At 46.6% G+C, this 20041-nt stretch carries 14 protein-coding genes and 7 tRNA genes; 9 read left to right on the plus strand and 12 right to left on the minus strand.

The genetic code is table 11. The features are described 5' to 3' along the window. Nucleotides 1–4 precede the first annotated feature (4 nt). Nucleotides 5–1486, minus strand: coding sequence for an AlkA N-terminal domain-containing protein (locus JYB87_RS12370; protein WP_207353797.1), 1482 nt, complete (start codon nt 1484–1486; stop codon nt 5–7). Continuing rightward, nucleotides 1479–1616 (minus strand): hypothetical protein, encoded by a 138-nt coding sequence (locus tag JYB87_RS12375; protein ID WP_207353798.1) that lies wholly within the window; start codon nt 1614–1616, stop codon nt 1479–1481. Before JYB87_RS12375 ends, JYB87_RS12370 begins: the two co-directional genes overlap by 8 nt. A 42-nt stretch (nt 1617–1658) precedes the next feature. Here JYB87_RS12375 and JYB87_RS12380 point away from each other — a divergent pair, with 42 nt between their 5' ends. After that, a complete protein-coding gene (locus JYB87_RS12380; protein WP_207353799.1) occupies nt 1659–3500 on the plus strand; it encodes an ABC transporter ATP-binding protein in 1842 nt (613 codons plus the stop codon). 158 nt (nt 3501–3658) lie between these two features. Further along, nucleotides 3659–3862, plus strand: a complete 204-nt coding sequence (locus JYB87_RS12385) for a hypothetical protein (protein WP_207353800.1) — start codon at nt 3659–3661, stop codon at nt 3860–3862. A gap of 59 nt (nt 3863–3921) precedes the next feature. On the opposite strand, the gene JYB87_RS12390 is transcribed toward JYB87_RS12385, so the two are convergent. Further along, nucleotides 3922–5547, minus strand: coding sequence for a HAMP domain-containing methyl-accepting chemotaxis protein (locus tag JYB87_RS12390; protein WP_207353801.1), 1626 nt, complete (start codon nt 5545–5547; stop codon nt 3922–3924). Nucleotides 5548–5824: 277 nt separating this feature from the next. On the opposite strand from JYB87_RS12390, the gene JYB87_RS12395 reads away from it, so the two are divergent. Further along, on the plus strand, nt 5825–8464 hold the full coding sequence (locus JYB87_RS12395; RefSeq protein ID WP_207353802.1) for a diguanylate cyclase: 2640 nt from the start codon (nt 5825–5827) through the stop codon (nt 8462–8464). A gap of 109 nt (nt 8465–8573) precedes the next feature. Here the strand turns inward: JYB87_RS12395 and JYB87_RS12400 are convergent. The 8 genes from JYB87_RS12400 to gltX form a co-directional block, all read right to left on the minus strand. Continuing rightward, nucleotides 8574–8649: transfer RNA gene (locus tag JYB87_RS12400), tRNA-Glu, on the minus strand. A 36-nt stretch (nt 8650–8685) separates the two neighbouring features. Then, nucleotides 8686–8761 (minus strand) — tRNA-Ala (locus tag JYB87_RS12405). Nucleotides 8762–8794: 33 nt separating this feature from the next. Further along, a tRNA-Glu gene (locus JYB87_RS12410) sits at nt 8795–8870 on the minus strand. 38 nt (nt 8871–8908) lie between these two features. Then, nucleotides 8909–8984: transfer RNA gene (locus tag JYB87_RS12415), tRNA-Glu, on the minus strand. A 65-nt stretch (nt 8985–9049) separates the two neighbouring features. Further along, nucleotides 9050–9125, minus strand: a tRNA-Glu gene (locus tag JYB87_RS12420). Nucleotides 9126–9190: 65 nt separating this feature from the next. Further along, nucleotides 9191–9266, minus strand: a tRNA-Glu gene (locus JYB87_RS12425). Between the two features lie 18 nt (nt 9267–9284). Continuing rightward, a tRNA-Ala gene (locus tag JYB87_RS12430) sits at nt 9285–9360 on the minus strand. A 98-nt stretch (nt 9361–9458) separates the two neighbouring features. Next, nucleotides 9459–10868 (minus strand): glutamate--tRNA ligase, encoded by a 1410-nt coding sequence (gene gltX, locus JYB87_RS12435; protein ID WP_207353803.1) that lies wholly within the window; start codon nt 10866–10868, stop codon nt 9459–9461. 391 nt (nt 10869–11259) lie between these two features. Between gltX and JYB87_RS12440 the strand changes: the two genes are divergently transcribed. From JYB87_RS12440 to JYB87_RS12460, 5 genes are all read left to right on the plus strand, one after another. After that, nucleotides 11260–12288: a TRAP transporter substrate-binding protein gene (locus tag JYB87_RS12440; RefSeq protein WP_207353804.1), complete on the plus strand. Its 1029-nt coding sequence runs from the start codon at nt 11260–11262 to the stop codon at nt 12286–12288. Between the two features lie 59 nt (nt 12289–12347). Continuing rightward, nucleotides 12348–12998 carry a TRAP transporter small permease gene (locus JYB87_RS12445; RefSeq protein WP_207353805.1) on the plus strand — a complete coding sequence of 217 codons (651 nt, stop codon included), beginning with the start codon at nt 12348–12350 and terminating at the stop codon, nt 12996–12998. An 8-nt stretch (nt 12999–13006) separates the two neighbouring features. Continuing rightward, nucleotides 13007–14401, plus strand: coding sequence for a TRAP transporter large permease (locus JYB87_RS12450; protein WP_207353806.1), 1395 nt, complete (start codon nt 13007–13009; stop codon nt 14399–14401). A 72-nt stretch (nt 14402–14473) separates the two neighbouring features. Further along, complete coding sequence (locus JYB87_RS12455) at nt 14474–16270, plus strand: ATP-binding protein (protein WP_207356693.1); 1797 nt, start codon at nt 14474–14476, stop codon at nt 16268–16270. Next, nucleotides 16267–17634: a sigma-54-dependent transcriptional regulator gene (locus JYB87_RS12460; protein WP_207353807.1), complete on the plus strand. Its 1368-nt coding sequence runs from the start codon at nt 16267–16269 to the stop codon at nt 17632–17634. Before JYB87_RS12455 ends, JYB87_RS12460 begins: the two co-directional genes overlap by 4 nt. 6 nt (nt 17635–17640) lie before the next feature. Here JYB87_RS12460 and JYB87_RS12465 read toward each other — a convergent pair whose 3' ends face one another. Then, nucleotides 17641–18873 (minus strand): MFS transporter, encoded by a 1233-nt coding sequence (locus JYB87_RS12465; protein ID WP_207353808.1) that lies wholly within the window; start codon nt 18871–18873, stop codon nt 17641–17643. Nucleotides 18874–19003: 130 nt separating this feature from the next. Between JYB87_RS12465 and JYB87_RS12470 the strand changes: the two genes are divergently transcribed. Beyond that, nucleotides 19004–19885 carry a LysR family transcriptional regulator gene (locus JYB87_RS12470; protein WP_207353809.1) on the plus strand — a complete coding sequence of 294 codons (882 nt, stop codon included), beginning with the start codon at nt 19004–19006 and terminating at the stop codon, nt 19883–19885. Nucleotides 19886–20041: the final 156 nt, after the last annotated feature.

A 20041-nucleotide genomic window follows, 5' to 3' on the forward strand; every position in this document is an offset into this window, starting at 1 on the left:
AGGATTAATCTCTCGATTGCGTAGCATTACGCCACAACATAAAAGTTAAGTAGCTTCCCCACGGGGAGGCTTGTTCAACTAACCAATGTTCAAATTCACGATCTGCTAAAGCAGATGAATCACGTAACAATTGGAGCTGCTTTTTTATCACCAAATCAGACGTTAGCAACACATCGGGCCAACTTTGGCCACGCATTTTTGCATAGGCGACCGTCCATGGGCCAATGCCTTTGATCGCAAGCCATTGCTCTGGGCTTTGATGATCATCGTGCTCATGACACCACTGACACAAAGCGTGAAGGGTATTTCGCCGTGATTGCGGCATTGGCAACGCAATATCGGCCGCATATGCCATTGCCGGTTCAGGGAAAAATAACCGCTGCTGCGCGCCAATCTGATATTTTTCACCTGTGCTGATGACCCATTGATTCAACAAACGAATGGCCTGTGTCACACTGACTTGCTGCCCGAGAATGGCACGAACCCCCGCTTCAAACATTGAAGCCACCCCGGCGATACGCGTTCCCTCAGTTAAACTCAACGAAGGTGTTAAATGAACTAGCGGCAACAAACGTTGCATGATCGCCTGCGGTTCAGCATCGACGTCTAAAATTCTGCGGATCGTTTGGACTAGCTGGGGTAACAAACGCAAATTGGCGTCGTTTTCTAGGCTAATCTTGACGTGCAAGCAATGCCGCTCTGGCTGTTGATACGCAAAAAATGCACCACGCAAACGGGTTTCAGCCCTACCTATCTGTAGTGTGCGACCATACCCCATCTGGCCATCCTCGCTAAACCATTCCATCCCTTCAACTGCTCGCAATTGAAAGAAAGCCACTAACGCATGCCAGTCATAAGGCGGACGATAGCTCATGGTGAGTGTGAGAGCATGAACATCGCGATTAGCATCCGAATCAGCATTACGGCGTAATGCTGACGGCGTCAAACATAACTGCTGCATAAACACTTCATTAAAGCGCCTGAGACTTCTAAAACCTGATGCAAAGGCAACATCGGTAATCGACAAATTTGTCTGGTGCAACAATTGCTTAGCAAATAATAAGCGGCAATAGTTGGCATATTTAGTGGGTGACACACCGAGTTTTTCAGCAAATAGATGGCGCAGATAACGTGAAGAGATGCCTAGCCGTTCGCATAATGGCTCAAGTAACAGTGCATGGTCACTATCCAACGCAGCTTGTTCAATCAGCGTTACCGCCCGTTTTAAGGTTGTGTCATTTCCCACCCACGCATGAGAACCGGGCGCACTCTCCGGGCGACAGCGTAAACAAGGCCGTAATCCTACGAAGGCAGCTGCGGCAGCACTGGCAAAATATTCTACATTTTGCTCTTTCGGCAACACCGCTGGACAAATGGGCCGGCAATAAATGCCGGTCGTTTTCACCCCGACAAAAAACACACCATCAAAACGCGGATCGCGGCTTAACCTAGCCTGCTGATACATTGGGTGAGTTGCCTTATTCATAAGCAGAATTCATTAACGATATGAATAGCATCAGGTTAGCCAACATCTTATTCTTAAACCAGCGGATTTCGGCAATGAACTTGCTCACGGTAAACTCTGCTGACAATTTGACCTGCCATGCATTCAACATATCCGTTATCCTAGGTTGTCTCATTGAATAACTAAATTTGTCATGATAAATCGCTTACTCGGTCTATTTGAATCTTGGACCAAACCACTACCTAATATTGAGCCCAGCCAACCTCCTCGCGGGCTGTGGGCATTTTGCCGCCATTACACTCAAGGATTTGAGCGGCCATTACTGCTGATGTCACTGCTCACCGCTACGATCGCGGTGCTCGAAGTCTCGCTGTTTGGTTTTATGGGGCAGTTAGTGGACTGGCTAGTAACCAAAAACCCTGAGACTTTGTTGGCGGAAGAAGGAACAACATTGATCGGCATGGGGCTGCTGGTGTTAGTTTTTATTCCGCTATTAACCCTACTCCATGCGCTGATTGTTTACCAAAGCTTGTTAGGCAACTACCCCATGGCGATTCGCTGGCTGGCGCACAAATACCTGCTCAGACAAAGCATTTCCTTTTATCAGAACGAGTTTGCTGGGCGAGTGGCGACAAAAGTCATGCAGACATCGTTAGCCGTACGCGAAACCGTGATGAAGCTGTTAGATGTGCTGATGTACATCTTGGTGTATTTCACCTCGATGGTGGTGATGATGGCTAAAGCCGATTGGCGGATGGTGATCCCTATGGCGTTGTGGCTCACTTGTTACATCTTGCTGCAATGGTTTTTCATTCCGCGCTTAAAAGCTGTGGCCAGCGAACAAGCCGATGCACGTTCAACCATGACGGGTCGTATCGTTGATAGTTATTCCAATATTTCTACCGTTAAACTGTTCGCCCACACACAGCAAGAAGCCAATTATGCGCGCAGCAGCATGCGTGAGTTTTTGGCAACCGTATACCGCCAAATGCGCTTGGTCACCGGCATTAACGTTAGCGTACAGGTATTAAACTATCTTCTGGCGTTCTCCGTGGCGGCGCTGTCAATTTGGTTGTGGATGGACAGCGCGATTACCGTGGGGGCGATTGCCATCGCCGTTAGCCTCGCATTGCGCCTAAATGGCATGTCGCAATGGATCATGTGGGAAGTCAGCGCCTTATTTGAAAACTTAGGCACGGTCTCCGATGGCATGAATACCTTATCGCAAACAGCCAATGTCACCGACGATCCCAATGCGGTGCCACTGAACATCAGCGCAGGAGCCATTCTATTCAATGATGTGTGCTTTGATTACGGTGAAAAAAACGGTGTGCTGAAGCACTTAAACCTAGCGATAAGGCCAGGTGAAAAAATTGGCCTGGTCGGTCGCTCTGGCGCGGGCAAATCAACCTTGGTGAATCTGTTGCTGCGTTTTTATGATATCGAATCAGGCGCCATCTTAATTGATGGCCAAAATATCAAAGATGTCAGCCAAGATTCACTGCGCTCAAATATCGGCATGGTGACCCAAGATACATCACTGCTGCACCGCTCCATTCGTGAAAATATTCTTTACGGCCGCCCGGATGCCTCTGACGCGGAGATGCTGAGTGCGATAGAAAAGGCGCAAGCAAATGAATTCATTGAACAACTGACCGACCCGCATGGAAATCGCGGTCTTGATGCACAAGTTGGTGAGCGCGGCGTAAAACTCTCAGGTGGCCAACGTCAACGGATCGCGATTGCGCGAGTATTACTCAAAGACGCACCGATTCTGGTACTTGATGAAGCGACCTCTGCACTCGACTCTGAAGTTGAAGCCGCTATCCAACAAAGCCTATACCAGTTAATGGAAGGCAAAACAGTTATCGCGATTGCCCACCGATTATCTACGATTGCAGCGATGGATAGATTGATCGTGCTAGATCAAGGTCAAATTGTTGAGCAAGGCTCACATAAAGAGTTGATAGCGCAACAAGGTATCTATGCTCAGCTTTGGCAGCGACAAACTGGGGGATTCTTGGGCGTTGACTAAGTGATGTAAGCATTGGCAACGTAGTACGTCGTTATCTGGCTCCATAGTGTAGTTAGCTGTTTAGGCTCTGTATGATTTGGCTTGCCACCTAATAACATATGTATTACATTTGCAACATTAAGACGCTCTATTCTTAAAGTCTGCGATGGAATGATGTTATGAAAACGATAACGCTAAACTATCCGCAGGAAGCGCCAATTTGTATGGAAACACTTTTAGATTACATCAGCACTTGGCATTTTGGCCGAAGTGTTAAGCAAGATGGCCAGCTAAAAATCACGCTAGATGATGAGATCGTGCAAAGCGAACTGATGATTTTACGCGAACATTTCCCATGGCTTAGCGTACTCGTGGTGAATTGATAAAAAAGCGGACCACACTATTGGGTCCGGTCTTATTACCGACAACATAGAATAGCTTATTAGAGTTCAAATTTCGCCAAATTATCTTGTAACCCATGCGCTAACTTACTGATTTCAGCACAGGCAATCGCGGTTTGCGAGCTACCTTCTGCCATTTCATGAGATGCGCTATTGATTTGTACCACGCTTCTATTCAAGTCTTCTGATACCGCATTCTGTTCGCTACACGCTGTAGCAATTTGGGTACTCATATTGGCGATTTCCAACACCGCATGTTCGATATCCCCTATTTGCGTTTCTGTATTCTGTGCTTGCTTCACACACTCAGAGATACCTTCACGACAGAGTTCAGTTGAATTTCCCATCAGTTTGGATTTTTGTTGTAGCTGCCCCACAATTTCAACAATCTGTTTGGTTGAATCCTGAGTACGTTGGGCTAAGTTTCTAACCTCATCAGCCACTACCGCAAAGCCTCGCCCCTGTTCACCAGCGCGAGCCGCTTCAATGGCCGCATTCAATGCCAATAAGTTTGTTTGCTCTGCAATTCCACCAATCACTTCAACCACAACGTTAATATCGTTTGAGCTTGCTTCTAACTCTCCGGCTATGTGGCCAGTTTCGTTGATGGTTTTAGACACCGTAGCGATAACGCTCATCATTTGCTGGAGTTGACGACTACCTTGCTGAGCTCTACTCGCTGAGCTATTGGCCGCAGCGGCCGCCTGCTCAGTGTTTTGCGCGACTTCAGCAACCGCGGCCTGCATCTGTGTCATCGCCGATGCTACGGAGCTCAATTCCATTTGCTGACTCTGCATGCCTGACGCAGTTTGAGAAGAAATTGCACTTACCTCTTCAACCGCCGATGTCAGTTGAATCGTGGCGTCATTAACTTCCGTCACCAATTCATTAAGATTTTTTTGCATTTTTGCTATTTGGCGCAACAGGTTACCCAACTCATCTTGGCCAAGATCTCGCTCATCTAATCGAGTGTTCAGCTTGCCACTAGCGATTGCGGATGCAAACGCTAATGCTCGCTGAACCGGTTGGCGAATAGAGCGAATAAGGCCTAACGAGGCAAGGACAATCACGGCAATCACGATAATGCCACCAATAGCAGAGACTAAGGTCGTTGTTTTCAACCCCTCCGCCACCGATGTTTCAATCTCGTGTATGGCGTCCATATTGACTTTGATGGCGTCGTTTAAAGTGCTCATTGCCGCAGTATATTGTCCAAAGCTATTCAGTACCGCATCGTTGGCAGGCTGTAGCTGCCCACTCAGCATAAATTGATTGTATTTGGCGGTCGCTTCACGGTAGCTATGCCAATTCTGCTTGAATTTATCTAAAGCTTGAATCTCTGCCGCAGTGAGAGGATACGACTCATATTCAGTTATTTTCGTCGTTACTAAGGCTCTTTTTTTATCTAAATCATCCAGCCAACTACCCAACTGGGGATTTTCAGCGTTAGGAATTAACGAGAACTCATCTTTACGAATATCAGTTAACACCACTTGAATCGATTTGAGCGTACTGATTGAAGGCAAACTTTTGCTGCTAATTGTGTCAACATCAGCCTTCAGATTGGAAAGGCTAACACCCATCACAATACTGATGATAAGAAAAATGAAAAACACCAGAGCAAAACTGCCCCATATCTTTTTCCCAACACTTAGATTGTTAAACATTTGAGGTTCACCTATTCGCTGGTCTTTTTCTAATGATAGTAGGGTTTTATCAGCGTGTTGCAGGAAATTTATATCGAGAACCGACGTTAATTGTCGCCGAAGGCGAACCGCTGAAAGTTAATACAGGGATAACGTCACTCCTTTTCTATTTTAATTGCAATTCGCAATCGAAAAAGCGAATTAAAACTCACTATCTTATTGCTATCATTAAATTTATTTCACTTCTGGATGGCTAAACTATTATTAATAGTATCGTGGCCAGCTTTCAGGTTTAAACGTGTCCAGATCTCGCAGTCGCTTGAGCAACATTCGCAACTTCTACCTGCTGTTCTTCATGACGATTGTAGGGTGGGTCGCACTCGCCTATGTCACGATGGAGCAGTTGATATCAGAGGAAAGCACTTATGCAGAACTGATTAATATCAGCGGCAAACAGCGAATGCTGTCGCAACGCGCGACGCTTTATGCCATGACATCACGCTCAAATGATGAGCTTACCGCAAAAAGAGAGGTATCTAACGCACTTCGAGAAATGTTAGCTAACCACGAATTCATTCTCGATAATTCATCAACGTCAGTAGTCGAAAAATATTTTTTTTCTGAGCCTTACGTTATAGATGAAACATTGAAAGTGTTTATTGACACGACGAAAAGGCTGACCTTCGGTGCGGATGATTTTGATATTAACAACACCTTAAAAACGTCAGATGAACTTCTTAAGAAACTAGACGCAGCAGTCAATGAATATCAACGCGATGCAGAAGTTATCAGCACACAACTGTTAGAACGTGAACTACTCATTTTAGTTGGCTCAATTGTCACTTTGTCCTTGGAATACCTGTTTCTATTTCTGCCTATCTTTAGAGAGCTTAAAGAAAACGAACAGCAGTTAGTTAAAGCCAATGAAACATTTGACAAAATTGTTCGTAACTCGCCGGATGGAACGCAGATAATCTCCCGAGATGGAAAATTAAAGTTTTACAGTGATTTATCCAGGCAACGCTTAGGCTACACCGATGAAGAAATGCTCAACCTGCGCATTGCCGATTGGGATTGTGGCTTATCTGCGCTGGAAATAGATCTCCTAGTAAAATCACTGTCGTACAATGAAACCTCCCTGTTTGAAACCAAGCATCGAACCAAAAATGGCGACACTTACGATGCACTAATAAGCGCAAAACTAATTGATCTTGATGGCGAACCCTATATCTATGCCTCAGTGAAAGACATCACCCATCTCAATCAAATGCGGCGACTAAGCAATATTGATGCGTTAAAGCTTCGTGTGGCCGCAGAATCCGCCAACATGGGGATTTGGGAGTGGGATTTAAGCTCAGGGAAAGCCATTTGGGATCATAAAATGTGTCAAATCTTTGAAGTCAAGGCGCCTTTATCCTTCGAAGAGTGGCAAAGTTATATCGTGGAAGATGATAGAGCGAGAGTCGTTCGAGAAATTCAAGATGCACTAGACACTAATGGCTCGTTTCGAACCGATTACTGCGTACAATTGCCGAATGGAATACGCAAGCGACTCGAATCCTCCGCGAAACCCATGCTGGATGACGAAGGTAATGTGACGTTGCGAGTGGGCACGATACGCGATATCTCCGACGCCTATAGAAATAACATGCAACTCAAAACACTCAATTACCAACTGAGTCAGGCGCAAGCGTTAGCCAAAATTGGCCATTGGGAATTTAATCACATCACCCAAGAGCTATATTGGTCAGATGAAATCTATACGATTTTTTCTATAGATCGCGAGAAAGTAAAACCCTCTCTCAACCTTTACCTGTCGTCGATTCATCCCGACGATAGGCCGGCCTTCGATGATATCTACCAAACATCCATTAGGACAAAAAAACCTTACGACGTAACCCACAGATTCGTGCTTTCGGATGGCAGCATTAAGTTTGCTCGAGAAATTGGCCAGACGGTTTTTTCAATAGATGGCAAACCAAAACGCACGATGGGCACGGTTCAAGACGTTACCGAGCAACAGCTGAGTCAAATCAAGTCGGAGCATCATTTAAACTTAATTGACCAGTACATTATCACCTCGGAAACCGATCTCAATGGCGTCATTACTGACGTATCGAGTGCTTTCTGTAAACTCTGCGGTTACTCAAAAGAAGAACTTATTGGTAACACCCACAAGATGCTAAGCCATCCAGATACGCCAAGGTTCTACTATGAGGCGCTTTGGAAAGCGTTACTCAGAGGCGATACATGGCATGGAGAAATACAAAATCGAGACAAGTCGGGTCAATGCTACTGGCTCGCGTCGACCTACTCTCCTAGCGTTAATGCCTTTGGCCAAATCGTCGGTTATATGGAGATCAGTCAAGACATTACCGCCAGAAAGTTAGCTGAAGACCTGTCGATTAAAGACCAATTAACTGGTCTTTATAACCGGCTGCACATCGACCGCATGTTGGCAATAGAAGTTGAACGTTCACGTAGATATGGTGGCGCGCTATCGCTGATATTACTCGATATCGATCATTTCAAATCAATCAATGACACTTATGGTCACCTTGAAGGTGACCAAGTGCTCAAGCATTTAGCGCGATTACTGCAAAGCTATTGCCGCAAATCAGACTGTGTGGGGCGCTGGGGAGGCGAAGAGTTTATCGTGATTTGCCCAAACACTAATAGCAAAGCAGCCAATGTGTTAGCTGAGAAGTTACGCCAAGCGATTGCAGAACAGCACATACCCACTGTCGGACATATCAGTGCAAGCTTTGGTGTGACAGAAAGGGGAAGCGATGAAACAAATTTTAAATATCTAATTGAACGCGCAGATAAAGCCCTTTATCAAGCCAAAGATCAAGGGCGTAATAAGGTCGTGGTTGGATTAATACAGGTTACCCCAGCACAACAGGTAGAAATGAGTAACAATGATGACAAGCAATGACAACAGATTACTTACCCAAATCACCGAGATCTTCGATAGATGCAAAGTGGCCATGTCATCCAGTTGAATTTCAAGCATAAAAAAACCGCCGTAAAGGCGGTTTTAAATTTGGCATCCCCTAGGGGATTCGAACCCCTGTTACCGCCGTGAAAGGGCGGTGTCCTAGGCCTCTAGACGAAGGGGACCCTGGACTTCACTTTTTAACGAAGTGACAAACGATTTGGTGGAGCTAGACGGGATCGAACCGTCGACCTCTTGCATGCCATGCAAGCGCTCTCCCAGCTGAGCTATAGCCCCGAAATTCTGTTCAACACAAAACTTCAGAAAATGTGGCATCCCCTAGGGGATTCGAACCCCTGTTACCGCCGTGAAAGGGCGGTGTCCTAGGCCTCTAGACGAAGGGGACCCCGGACTTAAGCATTTATACTCCGCTTAAAAAGAGTTTGGCATCCCCTAGGGGATTCGAACCCCTGTTACCGCCGTGAAAGGGCGGTGTCCTAGGCCTCTAGACGAAGGGGACCCATGGACCGTGTTTTACTTCGCTGCCGAAGAACTTGGCTTTATACTCTGCCCTGTTAGAGAGTTTGGCATCCCCTAGGGGATTCGAACCCCTGTTACCGCCGTGAAAGGGCGGTGTCCTAGGCCTCTAGACGAAGGGGACCCATGGACCGTGTTTTACTTCGCTGCCGAAGAACTTGGCTTTATACTCTGCCCTGTTAGAGAGTTTGGCATCCCCTAGGGGATTCGAACCCCTGTTACCGCCGTGAAAGGGCGGTGTCCTAGGCCTCTAGACGAAGGGGACCCTGGACTGCGACCAATTTGGTGGAGCTAGACGGGATCGAACCGTCGACCTCTTGCATGCCATGCAAGCGCTCTCCCAGCTGAGCTATAGCCCCGTGGTCGCTTCACACCCATTAACCGGAAGTTTTCACCGCCATGTCCCTGAGTGCGAGGCGCATTCTATGCATGACACCGAAATGTGTCAACGCATTTTTTAGGAATTTATTCTGCTTGCTACAAATTCAACCGCTTTGGATATTCTTTGCTCGCAACGGGTTTTCCCAATGAGAAACAGCGTGATATCCAGAGATGGTGATTGGCCAGCACCGGTAACGGCTACACGCAGTGGCATACCTACTTTGCCCATGCCAACGTCGAGTTCCGTCGCTGTTGCTTCAATGGCGTCATGAATTGCTTCAGGCGTCCATTCAGTGAGTGCAGCTACTTTTTGTTGCACTAACTTCAATGGCTCTAACGCAACACCGCGCAGATGCTTCTTAGCCGCAGCTTCTTCAAACTCTTCAAAGTCCTCATAGAAGTAACGACTCGACGCCGCCAGTTCTTTTAAGGTCTTGGCACGCTCAGCAAGCGCCGTCACTACATCTTTCAATGCTGGGCCATTGCTGGTATCGATGTTCTGATCTTTCATGTGCCACTCAAGGTGTGATGCCACATATTCAGGATCAGCCGACTTAATATAATGTTGGTTCAACCACAGCAGTTTTTCTGTGTTAAAGGCAGACGCTGCTTTGTTGATGTCATCCAGCTTGAAGAACTGCACCATTTCATCAATCGAGAAGATTTCTTGATCGCCATGAGACCAGCCCAAACGCACCAAATAGTTCAACAAGGCTTCGGGTAAGTAGCCATCATCACGGTATTGCATCACACTGACCGCGCCGTGACGTTTTGACAACTTAGCACCGTCGTCACCAAGGATCATCGCCACGTGCGCATATTCAGGGATAGGAGCACCCAATGCTTGCAGAATATTGATCTGTTTGGGGGTGTTATTGATATGGTCTTCACCACGAATTACGCAGGTGATGCCCATATCCCAGTCATCAACCACTACACAGAAGTTATAGGTAGGTGTGCCATCGGTACGGGCAATAATCAAATCATCCAACTCTTGGTTAGAGATTTCGATACGTCCACGTACGTGATCATCAAACACTACGCTACCGTCGAGCGGATTTTTAAAGCGAACCACATAAGGCTCGTCGGTGTCACGCGGTGCATGATCACGGCAACAACCATCATATCCCTGACGTTCGCCTTTTGCCGCTTGCTCTTCACGTAATTTTTCTAAACGTTCTTTTGAGCAGTAACATTTATAGGCAGTGCCCTCTTCCAGCATTTTGCCAATCAACTCTTTATAGCGGTCGAAACGCTTAGTCTGGTAGTACGGACCTTCATCCCAATTCAGGTTTAGCCATTCCATCCCTTCTAAAATGGCATCGACAGCTTCCTGAGTCGAACGCTCCAGATCCGTGTCTTCAATACGCAATACGAATTCGCCGTTATTGGCACGAGCATGTAGCCAAGAATAAAGGGCTGTGCGAGCACCGCCCACATGGAGATAGCCGGTTGGGCTAGGAGCAAAACGCGTCTTGATGGTCATAATCGAGCTTAAACCTTGATTTATTAAGAAGCCTACGCTGAGGCGAAAGATAAGGCCGATATTCTATCAGCCCTCGAACAAAAAGGGCAAAATTCCACAATAACAAGATCTGCATCACACTTGGCATTTTCACAACCAGTCAGATGTGTGGAAATCCACACATTGACACCGTATTTGTGATTCAAATCTCGCACAAATAATAAAATAGTGTGATGGTCATCAATTAACCTACACTTTAATAACCAATGAGTTACATACTGTTAAACAAATTGGCCTGTAACTTGCCTTTAGTGTTTCAACCATTGGGGAATTTAGTGGTTTTCCCGGGTCAGATACGTAGTGATGGGGCACGTGTCTAAACAACTTAAAAAGTGTCAGAAGGATAACCAAGATGACTATAAGAAATACCAAGCACATCAGTTTTATCTCACAACCGCTGAAAACTATCGCTATGGCAGCATTTGCTGTTGGGGCAATGGCGACAAGTTTTATTGCTGCAGCTGAACCGGTAGAGATTAAGTTCTCGCACGTGGTTGCAGAAAACACACCTAAAGGCCAAGCTGCTTTGAAATTTAAAGCCTTGGTTGAAGAACGTTTACCAGGCGAATATACCGTTAGCGTATTCCCTAACTCACAATTGTTTGGTGACAACAACGAATTGGCTGCACTGCTGCTGAACGACGTTCAATTTGTGGCGCCATCCCTGTCTAAGTTCGAGCGTTACACCAAGCGTTTACAACTGTTTGATCTGCCGTTCCTGTTTAAAGACATGGATGCAGTTGAAAAATTCCAAACGAGCGATGCAGGTCAATCACTGCTGAGTTCAATGAAGCGCAAAGGCATTGAAGGTATGGGTTACCTGCACAATGGTATGAAGCAGTTCTCTGCTAACGATCCAATGACCTTACCTAAAGATGCATCAGGCAAAAAATTCCGCGTAATGGCCTCTGACGTGCTTGCGGCTCAATTCGATACCCTTCAAGCAACTGCAGTTAAAAAACCATTCTCTGAAGTGTTTACCCTGCTGCAAACCCGCGCGATTGATGGTCAAGAAAACACTTGGTCAAATATCTACTCTAAAAAATTCTATGAAGTACAGTCTTACATCACTGAAAGTAATCACGGCGTTTTGGATTACATGGTCGTGACCTCTTCTGCATTCTGGAAAGGCTTACCTGCTGACAAACGTAAAGTGATCAAGCAATGTTTGGATGAAGCAATTGCCTTCGGTAACAAGCTGGCTGCTGACAAAAATGCTGAAGACCGTCAACTGATCGTTGATTCAGGTGTAACTAAAGTGGTTGAGCTGTCTGACAGCGAACGCCAAGCTTGGATTGATGCAATGAAGCCAGTATGGAAACAGTTCGAAGATCAAATCGGTAAAGACATGATCGATGCTGCTGTTGCAGCAAACAAATAAGTAAAACTATAAATGTCCCGGGGGTGAATTAGCCCCCGTTTCCGACTGGGGATCGAATTATGCTTTCTCGTATTTTCGCTTACTTTGAGGAAGGTGTGCTCAACCTGACAATCTCCCTCATGACCATCCTCGTGTTTGTTGAAGTAGTTGCACGCTTTTTCTTCAACACCGGGTTTCTATGGATTCAGGAACTGACGCTGACATTGGCGGGCTGGTTTGTACTCTTTGGTATGTCCTATGGCGTTAAAGTGGGCGCGCATATTGGGGTTGATGCCTTTGTGAGTAAACTTCCCAAAACTGGGCGAAAAGTTACTGCGTTGATAGCCGTCACTATCTGTATAGCCTACTGTGGCTTGTTCTTAAAAGGCAGCTGGGATTACTTATCTCAAATGTACGCTGTGGGTATTCCAATGGAAGATCTTCATCTTCCTAAAGCACTGGTTGACAGCATTGACCCAGATAAACTCTGGGATATCTGGAAAATCGACGCTGAAGATCCGGCAGTACCGCTGTGGATTTCGCAAAGCATTCTGTTGATTGGTTTTGTAATGCTGACATGGCGCTTCGTTGAATTAATGATCGCGATTATCACCAACCGTTCTCTTGGCTTCGCCTTCCACGATGAAGCAAAAGAAAGTATGCATCTAGCGGATGAAATCAAAGCTGAAGAAAACGCTGATGCCACTTCTAAGACCAAACAAGATCAATAGGTAACGCCATGACTATTGCGACTCTTTTTATCGTTTTATTCTTCTGTATGCTGCTTGGCATGCCGATCGCGATTGCGCTTGGTTTCTCCAGCATGCTGACAATTTTGTTGTTCTCGAACGACTCACTTGCTTCTATCGCGTTAAAACTCTACGCCTCTGCGTCAGAGCATTACACTTTGCTGGCGATTCCGTTCTTCATTTTGTCCTCAGCATTTCTGTCAACTGGCGGTGTTGCTCGACGTATTATCGATTTCGCCATGGACAGCGTCGGCCACATTAAAGGTGGCTTGGCAATGGCGTCGGTAATGGCATGTATGCTGTTCGCGGCGGTATCGGGGTCATCACCTGCAACGGTAGCGGCAATTGGTTCAATCGTTATCGTGGGTATGGTAAAAGCCGGTTACCCAGAGAAATTTGCCGCTGGCGTTATCACCACCTCAGGCACACTGGGGATCCTTATTCCACCGTCAATCGTGATGCTGGTTTATGCAGCAGCAACCGAAGTATCAGCCGCCAAAATGTTTATGGCGGGTTTGATCCCAGGTTTGATGATGGGCGGTCTATTGATGGTGGCGATTTACATCACCGCGCGTGTTAAAGGTTTGCCTTCTCGTCCATTCCCAGGCTTTAAACAATTAGGTATCTCCAGCGCCAAAGCGATCGGCGGCCTGATGCTGATTGTGATTGTACTTGGCTCAATCTACGGCGGTGTAGCATCACCTACCGAAGCCGCGGCCGTTGCCTGTGTTTACGCGTATGCCGTTGCTGTGTTTGGCTACCGTGATATCGGCCCACTGAAGAATGTGGCTTGGCGTAAACAAGGTGAAAACCTAGGTAGTGCGATTGGCCGTAACCTATGGCATATGGCGTTAGGTTTAATCAAAACGCCAGCGGATAAAGAAGTCCGTACCGTGGTACGTGATGGCGCCAAAGTGAGCATCATGCTGCTGTTCATCATTGCCAACGCGATGCTGTTCGCGCACGTACTGACTACTGAGCGTATTCCGCACACCATTGCAGAAACCATCGTAGGTTGGGGATTGCCAGCGTGGGGATTCTTAATCATCGTGAACTTGCTGTTGCTGGCCGCAGGTAACTTCATGGAGCCATCTGCAATTCTGCTTATTATGGCGCCAATCTTGTTCCCAATTGCAGTTCAGTTAGGTATCGACCCGATCCACCTTGGTATCATCATGGTGGTGAACATGGAGATTGGTATGCTAACACCGCCGGTGGGGCTCAACCTCTTTGTGACGGCGGGGATAACGGGCAAGAGTATCGGCTGGGTAATTAAGTCCTGTGTACCTTGGTTACTGCTGCTGTTAATGTTCTTAGTATTGATCACTTATGTTCCAGCGATTTCACTGGCATTGCCAGACTACCTCGGTAACCTGCGCGGATAATATCCCTTGAAAAATCCGCACGTTTCGGCGAGTCTTGATCAGACTCGCCGTTCTTCAGGGCTTCCGCTAGATATGCAACCTCAGGTTTCTCTTCGTAAACGTCTTAGTATTAGTTTGATAATGCTGCTGGGACTGTGTGCGACCTTAGCGACAACCTATTGGTATCATCTAGAACAAGGATTTGCCCGGATCCAGCCGCTCGCGAACCGTCAGTTAACTGAAGTCATTAACTTTATTGATGGCGCGTTAATCCGCTACGAAAGTATTCCCCATGTGTTATCAACAAACCCTATGTTAGCCAGTGCCCTTGCCCATAGTGATAACCTTGAAGAAATCCGTCATATCAATCGCTATTTTGAAGAGATCCAACACGTTACCGAAGCCTCGGATATCTATTTACTAAATAGCCATGGTGATGCAATTGCTGCCAGTAACTGGCAGAAATCCTATTCCTTTATCGGACAAAATTATGCCTTTCGCCCCTACTACACCGAAGCGATTGCCGGACGATTAGGCAGTTATTACGCGGTAGGGACGTCATCGGATACGCGCGGTTTTTATTTCTCATACCCGATTGTAGAAAAAGGCAAAGTGCTCGGTATTATCGTCGTCAAAGTGGATATCGCCGATATTGAAGAGCAACTGACTGGGCTCGCCAAAGCAGGCCAATATGAACTTGCGATTAGTGGCTTGGATCATGTGATATTTCTGGCAAGCATGGACAGTTGGCGACTGAAATCACTGACACCGCTAACAGATGAAGCGCAAAATGAAATTTATCAGAGTCGCCGTTATGCCAATCGCATCATCTCAGCGCTGAGCGTAAAACCACCTTATGACATCACGCACAGCAATAACCGCGCACTCTATCATATCGCCCATGATGATGGACGAGAGGAGTTTCTCGACACCCGCGGCACGATGATTAAAGCCGGATGGGACGTGCATGTGCTGACGCCGGTAAAGCCGTTATACGCCTCGTTACCACTGACATTATTACTCGCCGCCAGCGTGTTTTTACTACTTGGCTTGGGGTTGATGTTTAGCTTAGAGCGCCGCAAAAACATGCGCCGAATGCAGCAGGCCCATAATCTGTTGGAGATGCGGGTTAAAGAACGCACCCAAGAATTAGAAAGTGCCAATATTAAACTGCAAGAAACTCAAGATGAGTTAGTACAAGCGGCAAAACTAACGGTCATCGGCAGTCTATCTGCCAGTATCAATCACGAAATCAACCAACCACTTGCCGCATTACGCAGCTATGCGCAAAACACGCAAACACTGCTGCAGCGTGACATGCAGGACAAAGCCAAAGAAAACCTAAGTACGATTATCTCTCTGGCTGATCGTCTTGCTGAAATTGTGGCGCAATTTAAGAGCTTTACGCGTAAGAGCCAGGGGCAAGAAAAAGCCAATTCGCTCAACGACACCTTAGGTGAAGCACTGACGATTGTTAACCCCGAAATCGTCAAGCAGCATATTGAACTTCGGCTGTCATTGCCTGAGCAGCCCGTCAGTTTTTTTGGTGACAAAGTGCGCCTACAGCAGGTGTTGGTCAATATCATTAGCAACGCTATTGTTGCGATGCAACAGGTGGATTATCGTTTACTCACCATCAGCGTGACACAATCTGATAAACTGCAAATCCAAATAAAGGATTCAGGTCCTGGTGTGCACGAGAGCCAAATGGAAAAGATATTTGAGCCTTACTTCACCACCAGCCAACGACAAGGGTTGGGACTAGGACTATCCATCTCAAGGCGTATTATCGAATCGATGAACGGCACCATTAGCGTCGCCAATGCAGCTGAAGGTGGCGCAGAGTTTGTCATTTTACTGCCGTTATGTCCGGAGAATAACCAAGGATGATCGACAATCCATACACAGTACTGATCCTCGATGATGAACCCCATATCGGTACCGTATTGACTCAACTCTTTGAGCTTGAGGGCATTCCAGCAAAAGCCAGCACGCAACCGCAAGAAATTATTAAACTCATCCAGCCTAATTGGCCGGGCGTGGTCATTACTGATGTGAATATGCCGAGCACCGATGGCATTCGTGTGATGCAGCAAATCATGCAGCAAGACGCGGATATTCCAGTTATTCTCATCACCGGGTTTGGTGACATCGCGATGGCGGTTAGCGCGGTTAAGCAAGGGGCTTATGATTTCCTTGAAAAGCCGTTTAATAACGAACACATCTTGGATGTCGTCAAACGCGCGTTAGAAAAGCGTACGCTCACCTTAGAAAACCGCTCGTTAAAGCGTGAATTAGAGTCTCAAAGTTCGCCGGGACCACGTATTTTGGGTAATAGCCCAGGCATGCTGCAAATGAAACGCATCATCCACCAAGTGCTTGATACGCCAGCAGATATATTAATTGAAGGCGAAACCGGCACCGGCAAAGAGCTGGTTGCCCGATATCTGCATGACCATAGCCCTCGTGGCAACGCTAACTTTGTTGCTATCAACTGCGGTGCGATACCTGAAACCATCATCGAAAGTGAACTCTTTGGTGCTGAAGCAGGCGCGTTTACTGGCGCAGACAAAATGCGCGTGGGTAAGTTTGAGTTTGCTAATGGCGGTACAATTTTTCTCGACGAAATTGAAAGCACGCCAATGGCATTGCAGGTCAAACTGCTGAGGGTATTGGAAGACCGCAAAGTGGTACGCCTTGGCTCCAACAAAAGTATCGACCTCGACATTCGAGTGATTGCCGCCACCAAAGTGGACTTGAAATCACTCTGCGATCAGGGCGATTTCCGTCATGATCTGTATTACCGACTCAATCTGGTGACCGTGGCGATTCCCCCACTACGGGAGCGCCGTGAAGATATTCCGCTCCTTTTCCTACATTTTGCCCGCGTTGCGTCAGCGCGTTACCACAAAGAGCTGATCGCGCTCGATACCGAACATCGTGCACGATTAAGTACCTATGAATGGCCTGGTAACGTACGCGAGCTTAGAAACCTCGCTGAACGTTATGTGTTATTAGGTGAAGAAGCCGCATTTTCTGGCGCGATTGCCAATAACGATAAACTCCACAGCGGTATGTCATTGACCCAACGGGTGGAGTTTTTTGAACGGGTATTGATTGAAGATGCCCTAAGTCATAACAAGGGCTCGATTAAAAACACCATGGAGCAGCTAGAACTGCCCCGTAAAACCCTTTACGACAAAATGCGAAAGTATGGGTTAGAAAGAAAAGATTTCATCAACGATGAGCTTTAACAGAATCTAACAAACGGGATGCGGCAACATCGCCTGACGTTGCCGATATCCCAAGCGCCAGACAAACACCGCAATTAAGCTTAACAGCACCATAGAGCCGGTGATCACCCCTGCCCATCCTGAGTGTTGCCAAAACAACATTAAGTAAGGTCCGCCTGCAGCAGCACCGAGATAATAACAGCATAGATACAGTGATGTAGCCTTCGCCCGATGCGTTGTCGCCCGCAGCGCCACAAACGAGTTACAGCAGCTATGCGTGACAAAGAAGCCGCAACTACTCAGCAGAAATCCAATGCAAATCGCCACTTCGGTATCAAACAAGGTAACTAACGAGCCCACCAACATCATCGCTAATGAGATGCGATATAACGGCAGTTGCCCATGCTGACTTATCCACCGTGCTGTAAAGTAAGACGCAATGGTACCGCTGGAATAACAGAGAAAAATAAGCGTGACTTGAAAGCGACTCCAGTTAAATGCGTCCATCAAATGCAACTGAATAAAACTGTATTGGTTCACCATCATCATGAAGGTGATACCACCAATCAAATAAGCCAGCCGCATCTGACTATCGCGCAAGTGGTGCATAAATCCGGCAATGTCTTTTTTGAAATTAAGCCGTTCAGACCATGATTGACGAATGTGCTCTCGTTTGACGGCATCACGGGTTCTTGACAGCAGATAATGCGTCACCCCAACGCCGACAATACTGAACAACAAACACACCAACATCGCCGATTGCCAATCAAACAATTGCGACATTGCACCGCCCAGCAACCGCCCAACAATGCCGCCAAAGCTGTTAGCCGTAATATAGACTGCCGCCGCAGTAAGCATGATTTGTGGTTTAAGCTGCTCTTTGAAGTAAGCCATAGCTATCGCGGGCAGCGAGGCCAACAGCCCCCCTTGCAGGAACCGAACAAACAGCAAAGTCTGAAAATCATCAATAAAAACCAGCAGTAAATTGGAAAGCGCTAAAGCCCATAAGCTCACCACGATTGGACGATGACGCCCGACTCTGTCAGACACCACCGCATAAACCAGTAGACTCAACGCCAACGTAAAGCTCGTAACCGAGAGCACTAAGGTTGAACGCGCGCTGGTGACCTGAAAATGTTCAGCAATCAGCGGCAACATCCCTTGCATCATGTACAAGTTGATATAAATCACCAGCGAAGCAATACACAGCGCCCATACCAGTCGCAAATCGCGCACTCGACGCCGAGCGGTCATATTCATTAGTCATGCCTAAAAAATCAGTATGACCAAAGCATAGCAGTGGATATTGGATAACAATAATAGATAAAAAATATCAAACTGATTAATTTTTGTTATATTTAATTTTTATTAGCCAAATAAGAGAGTTGCGATGGAGATCCGCCAGCTACGTCACTTTTGCGCCTTGATCAAATATGGCAGTTTTACCAAAGCAGCAGAAAAACTCGACATAGCCCAACCCGCCTTGAGCCAAAGTCTTAAACGACTCGAACAAACACTTGGTGTCACCTTAGTTCAACGCCAAGCGCGAAAACATGCAGGCGTGATCAAGCTAACCGCTGAGGGCCAAGTGCTCAAACAGCACGCGGATTTAATTCTGCAACAAGTGTCTCAAGCCGAAAGTCATATTCGTCAAATGGCCGATTTGAGTCGTGGTGAAGTACGGGTCGCGGTACCTGGCATGCTGGGGTCGTTTTATCTTCCCACACGGTTAATGGCATTCAGGCATCAATACGAGAATTTAAAGCTGAGTTTGTTTGAAGGTGGAACCCGAGACGCCTTGAAAATGCTCGAACAGCACGAGGTCGATATTGCCATCATCACCAAATCCGATCTCAAACCCGAGTTTGATTCCTGCGTATTAATTAATGAAGAAATTGTGGTTGCGGCTGCCTTTGATCATCCCTTATCAGAACACACCTCCGTAACCATGGAGCAATTCTTTGAACATGAACTGGTAATGTTTAAGCCAGGCTATTATCACCGTGAATGGATGCTCAATCGCGCCAATGCTCTTGGGCTTACGCCAAGAATCGCCTTCGAGACCAACCTCATAAACCTGATTAAACAAGTGGTTCAACAAGGATTTGCCGTCGCAACGCTGCTGAAAATGGTGGTGCAACCCAAAGATAACATCAACACTATTTCTCTCGATCCACCCGTCTATGTTGAGCTACATATCGCCTGGAAAAAACATCGCCCGCTCAGTCAAGCTGACCAAGCATTCGTGAACTTCTTGCTAGAGAATAGGTAAAACAGCAATCAACGAACGTACAGGTAAAAAAGTCATCAAATTGCTCGCTAACGCAAGGATGGCAAAACCCAAATTCCTACATTTAAGCTATTGCTGAAATAGATGAATATTTAATACCGCATTATTTATGTGTGTTTATCAAGTTAATATTTCCGA

The sequence above is a fragment of the Shewanella avicenniae genome (genome assembly GCF_017354945.1).
GTDB classification, from domain to species: domain Bacteria; phylum Pseudomonadota; class Gammaproteobacteria; order Enterobacterales; family Shewanellaceae; genus Shewanella; species Shewanella avicenniae.

Bases quoted from the DNA above. Each gene is read 5' to 3' on its own strand.
- JYB87_RS12370 (WP_207353797.1), bottom strand. From the start codon at position 1,486: ATGAATAAGGCAACTCACCCAATGTATCAGCAGGCTAGGTTAAGCCGC.
- JYB87_RS12375 (WP_207353798.1), bottom strand. From the start codon at position 1,616: ATGTTGAATGCATGGCAGGTCAAATTGTCAGCAGAGTTTACCGTGAGC.
- JYB87_RS12380 (WP_207353799.1), top strand. From the start codon at position 1,659: ATGATAAATCGCTTACTCGGTCTATTTGAATCTTGGACCAAACCACTA.
- JYB87_RS12385 (WP_207353800.1), top strand. From the start codon at position 3,659: ATGAAAACGATAACGCTAAACTATCCGCAGGAAGCGCCAATTTGTATG.
- JYB87_RS12390 (WP_207353801.1), bottom strand. From the start codon at position 5,547: ATGTTTAACAATCTAAGTGTTGGGAAAAAGATATGGGGCAGTTTTGCT.
- gltX (WP_207353803.1), bottom strand. From the start codon at position 10,868: ATGACCATCAAGACGCGTTTTGCTCCTAGCCCAACCGGCTATCTCCAT.
- JYB87_RS12440 (WP_207353804.1), top strand. From the start codon at position 11,260: ATGACTATAAGAAATACCAAGCACATCAGTTTTATCTCACAACCGCTG.
- JYB87_RS12445 (WP_207353805.1), top strand. From the start codon at position 12,348: ATGCTTTCTCGTATTTTCGCTTACTTTGAGGAAGGTGTGCTCAACCTG.
- JYB87_RS12450 (WP_207353806.1), top strand. From the start codon at position 13,007: ATGACTATTGCGACTCTTTTTATCGTTTTATTCTTCTGTATGCTGCTT.
- JYB87_RS12455 (WP_207356693.1), top strand. From the start codon at position 14,474: ATGCAACCTCAGGTTTCTCTTCGTAAACGTCTTAGTATTAGTTTGATA.
- JYB87_RS12460 (WP_207353807.1), top strand. From the start codon at position 16,267: ATGATCGACAATCCATACACAGTACTGATCCTCGATGATGAACCCCAT.
- JYB87_RS12465 (WP_207353808.1), bottom strand. From the start codon at position 18,873: ATGAATATGACCGCTCGGCGTCGAGTGCGCGATTTGCGACTGGTATGG.
- JYB87_RS12470 (WP_207353809.1), top strand. From the start codon at position 19,004: ATGGAGATCCGCCAGCTACGTCACTTTTGCGCCTTGATCAAATATGGC.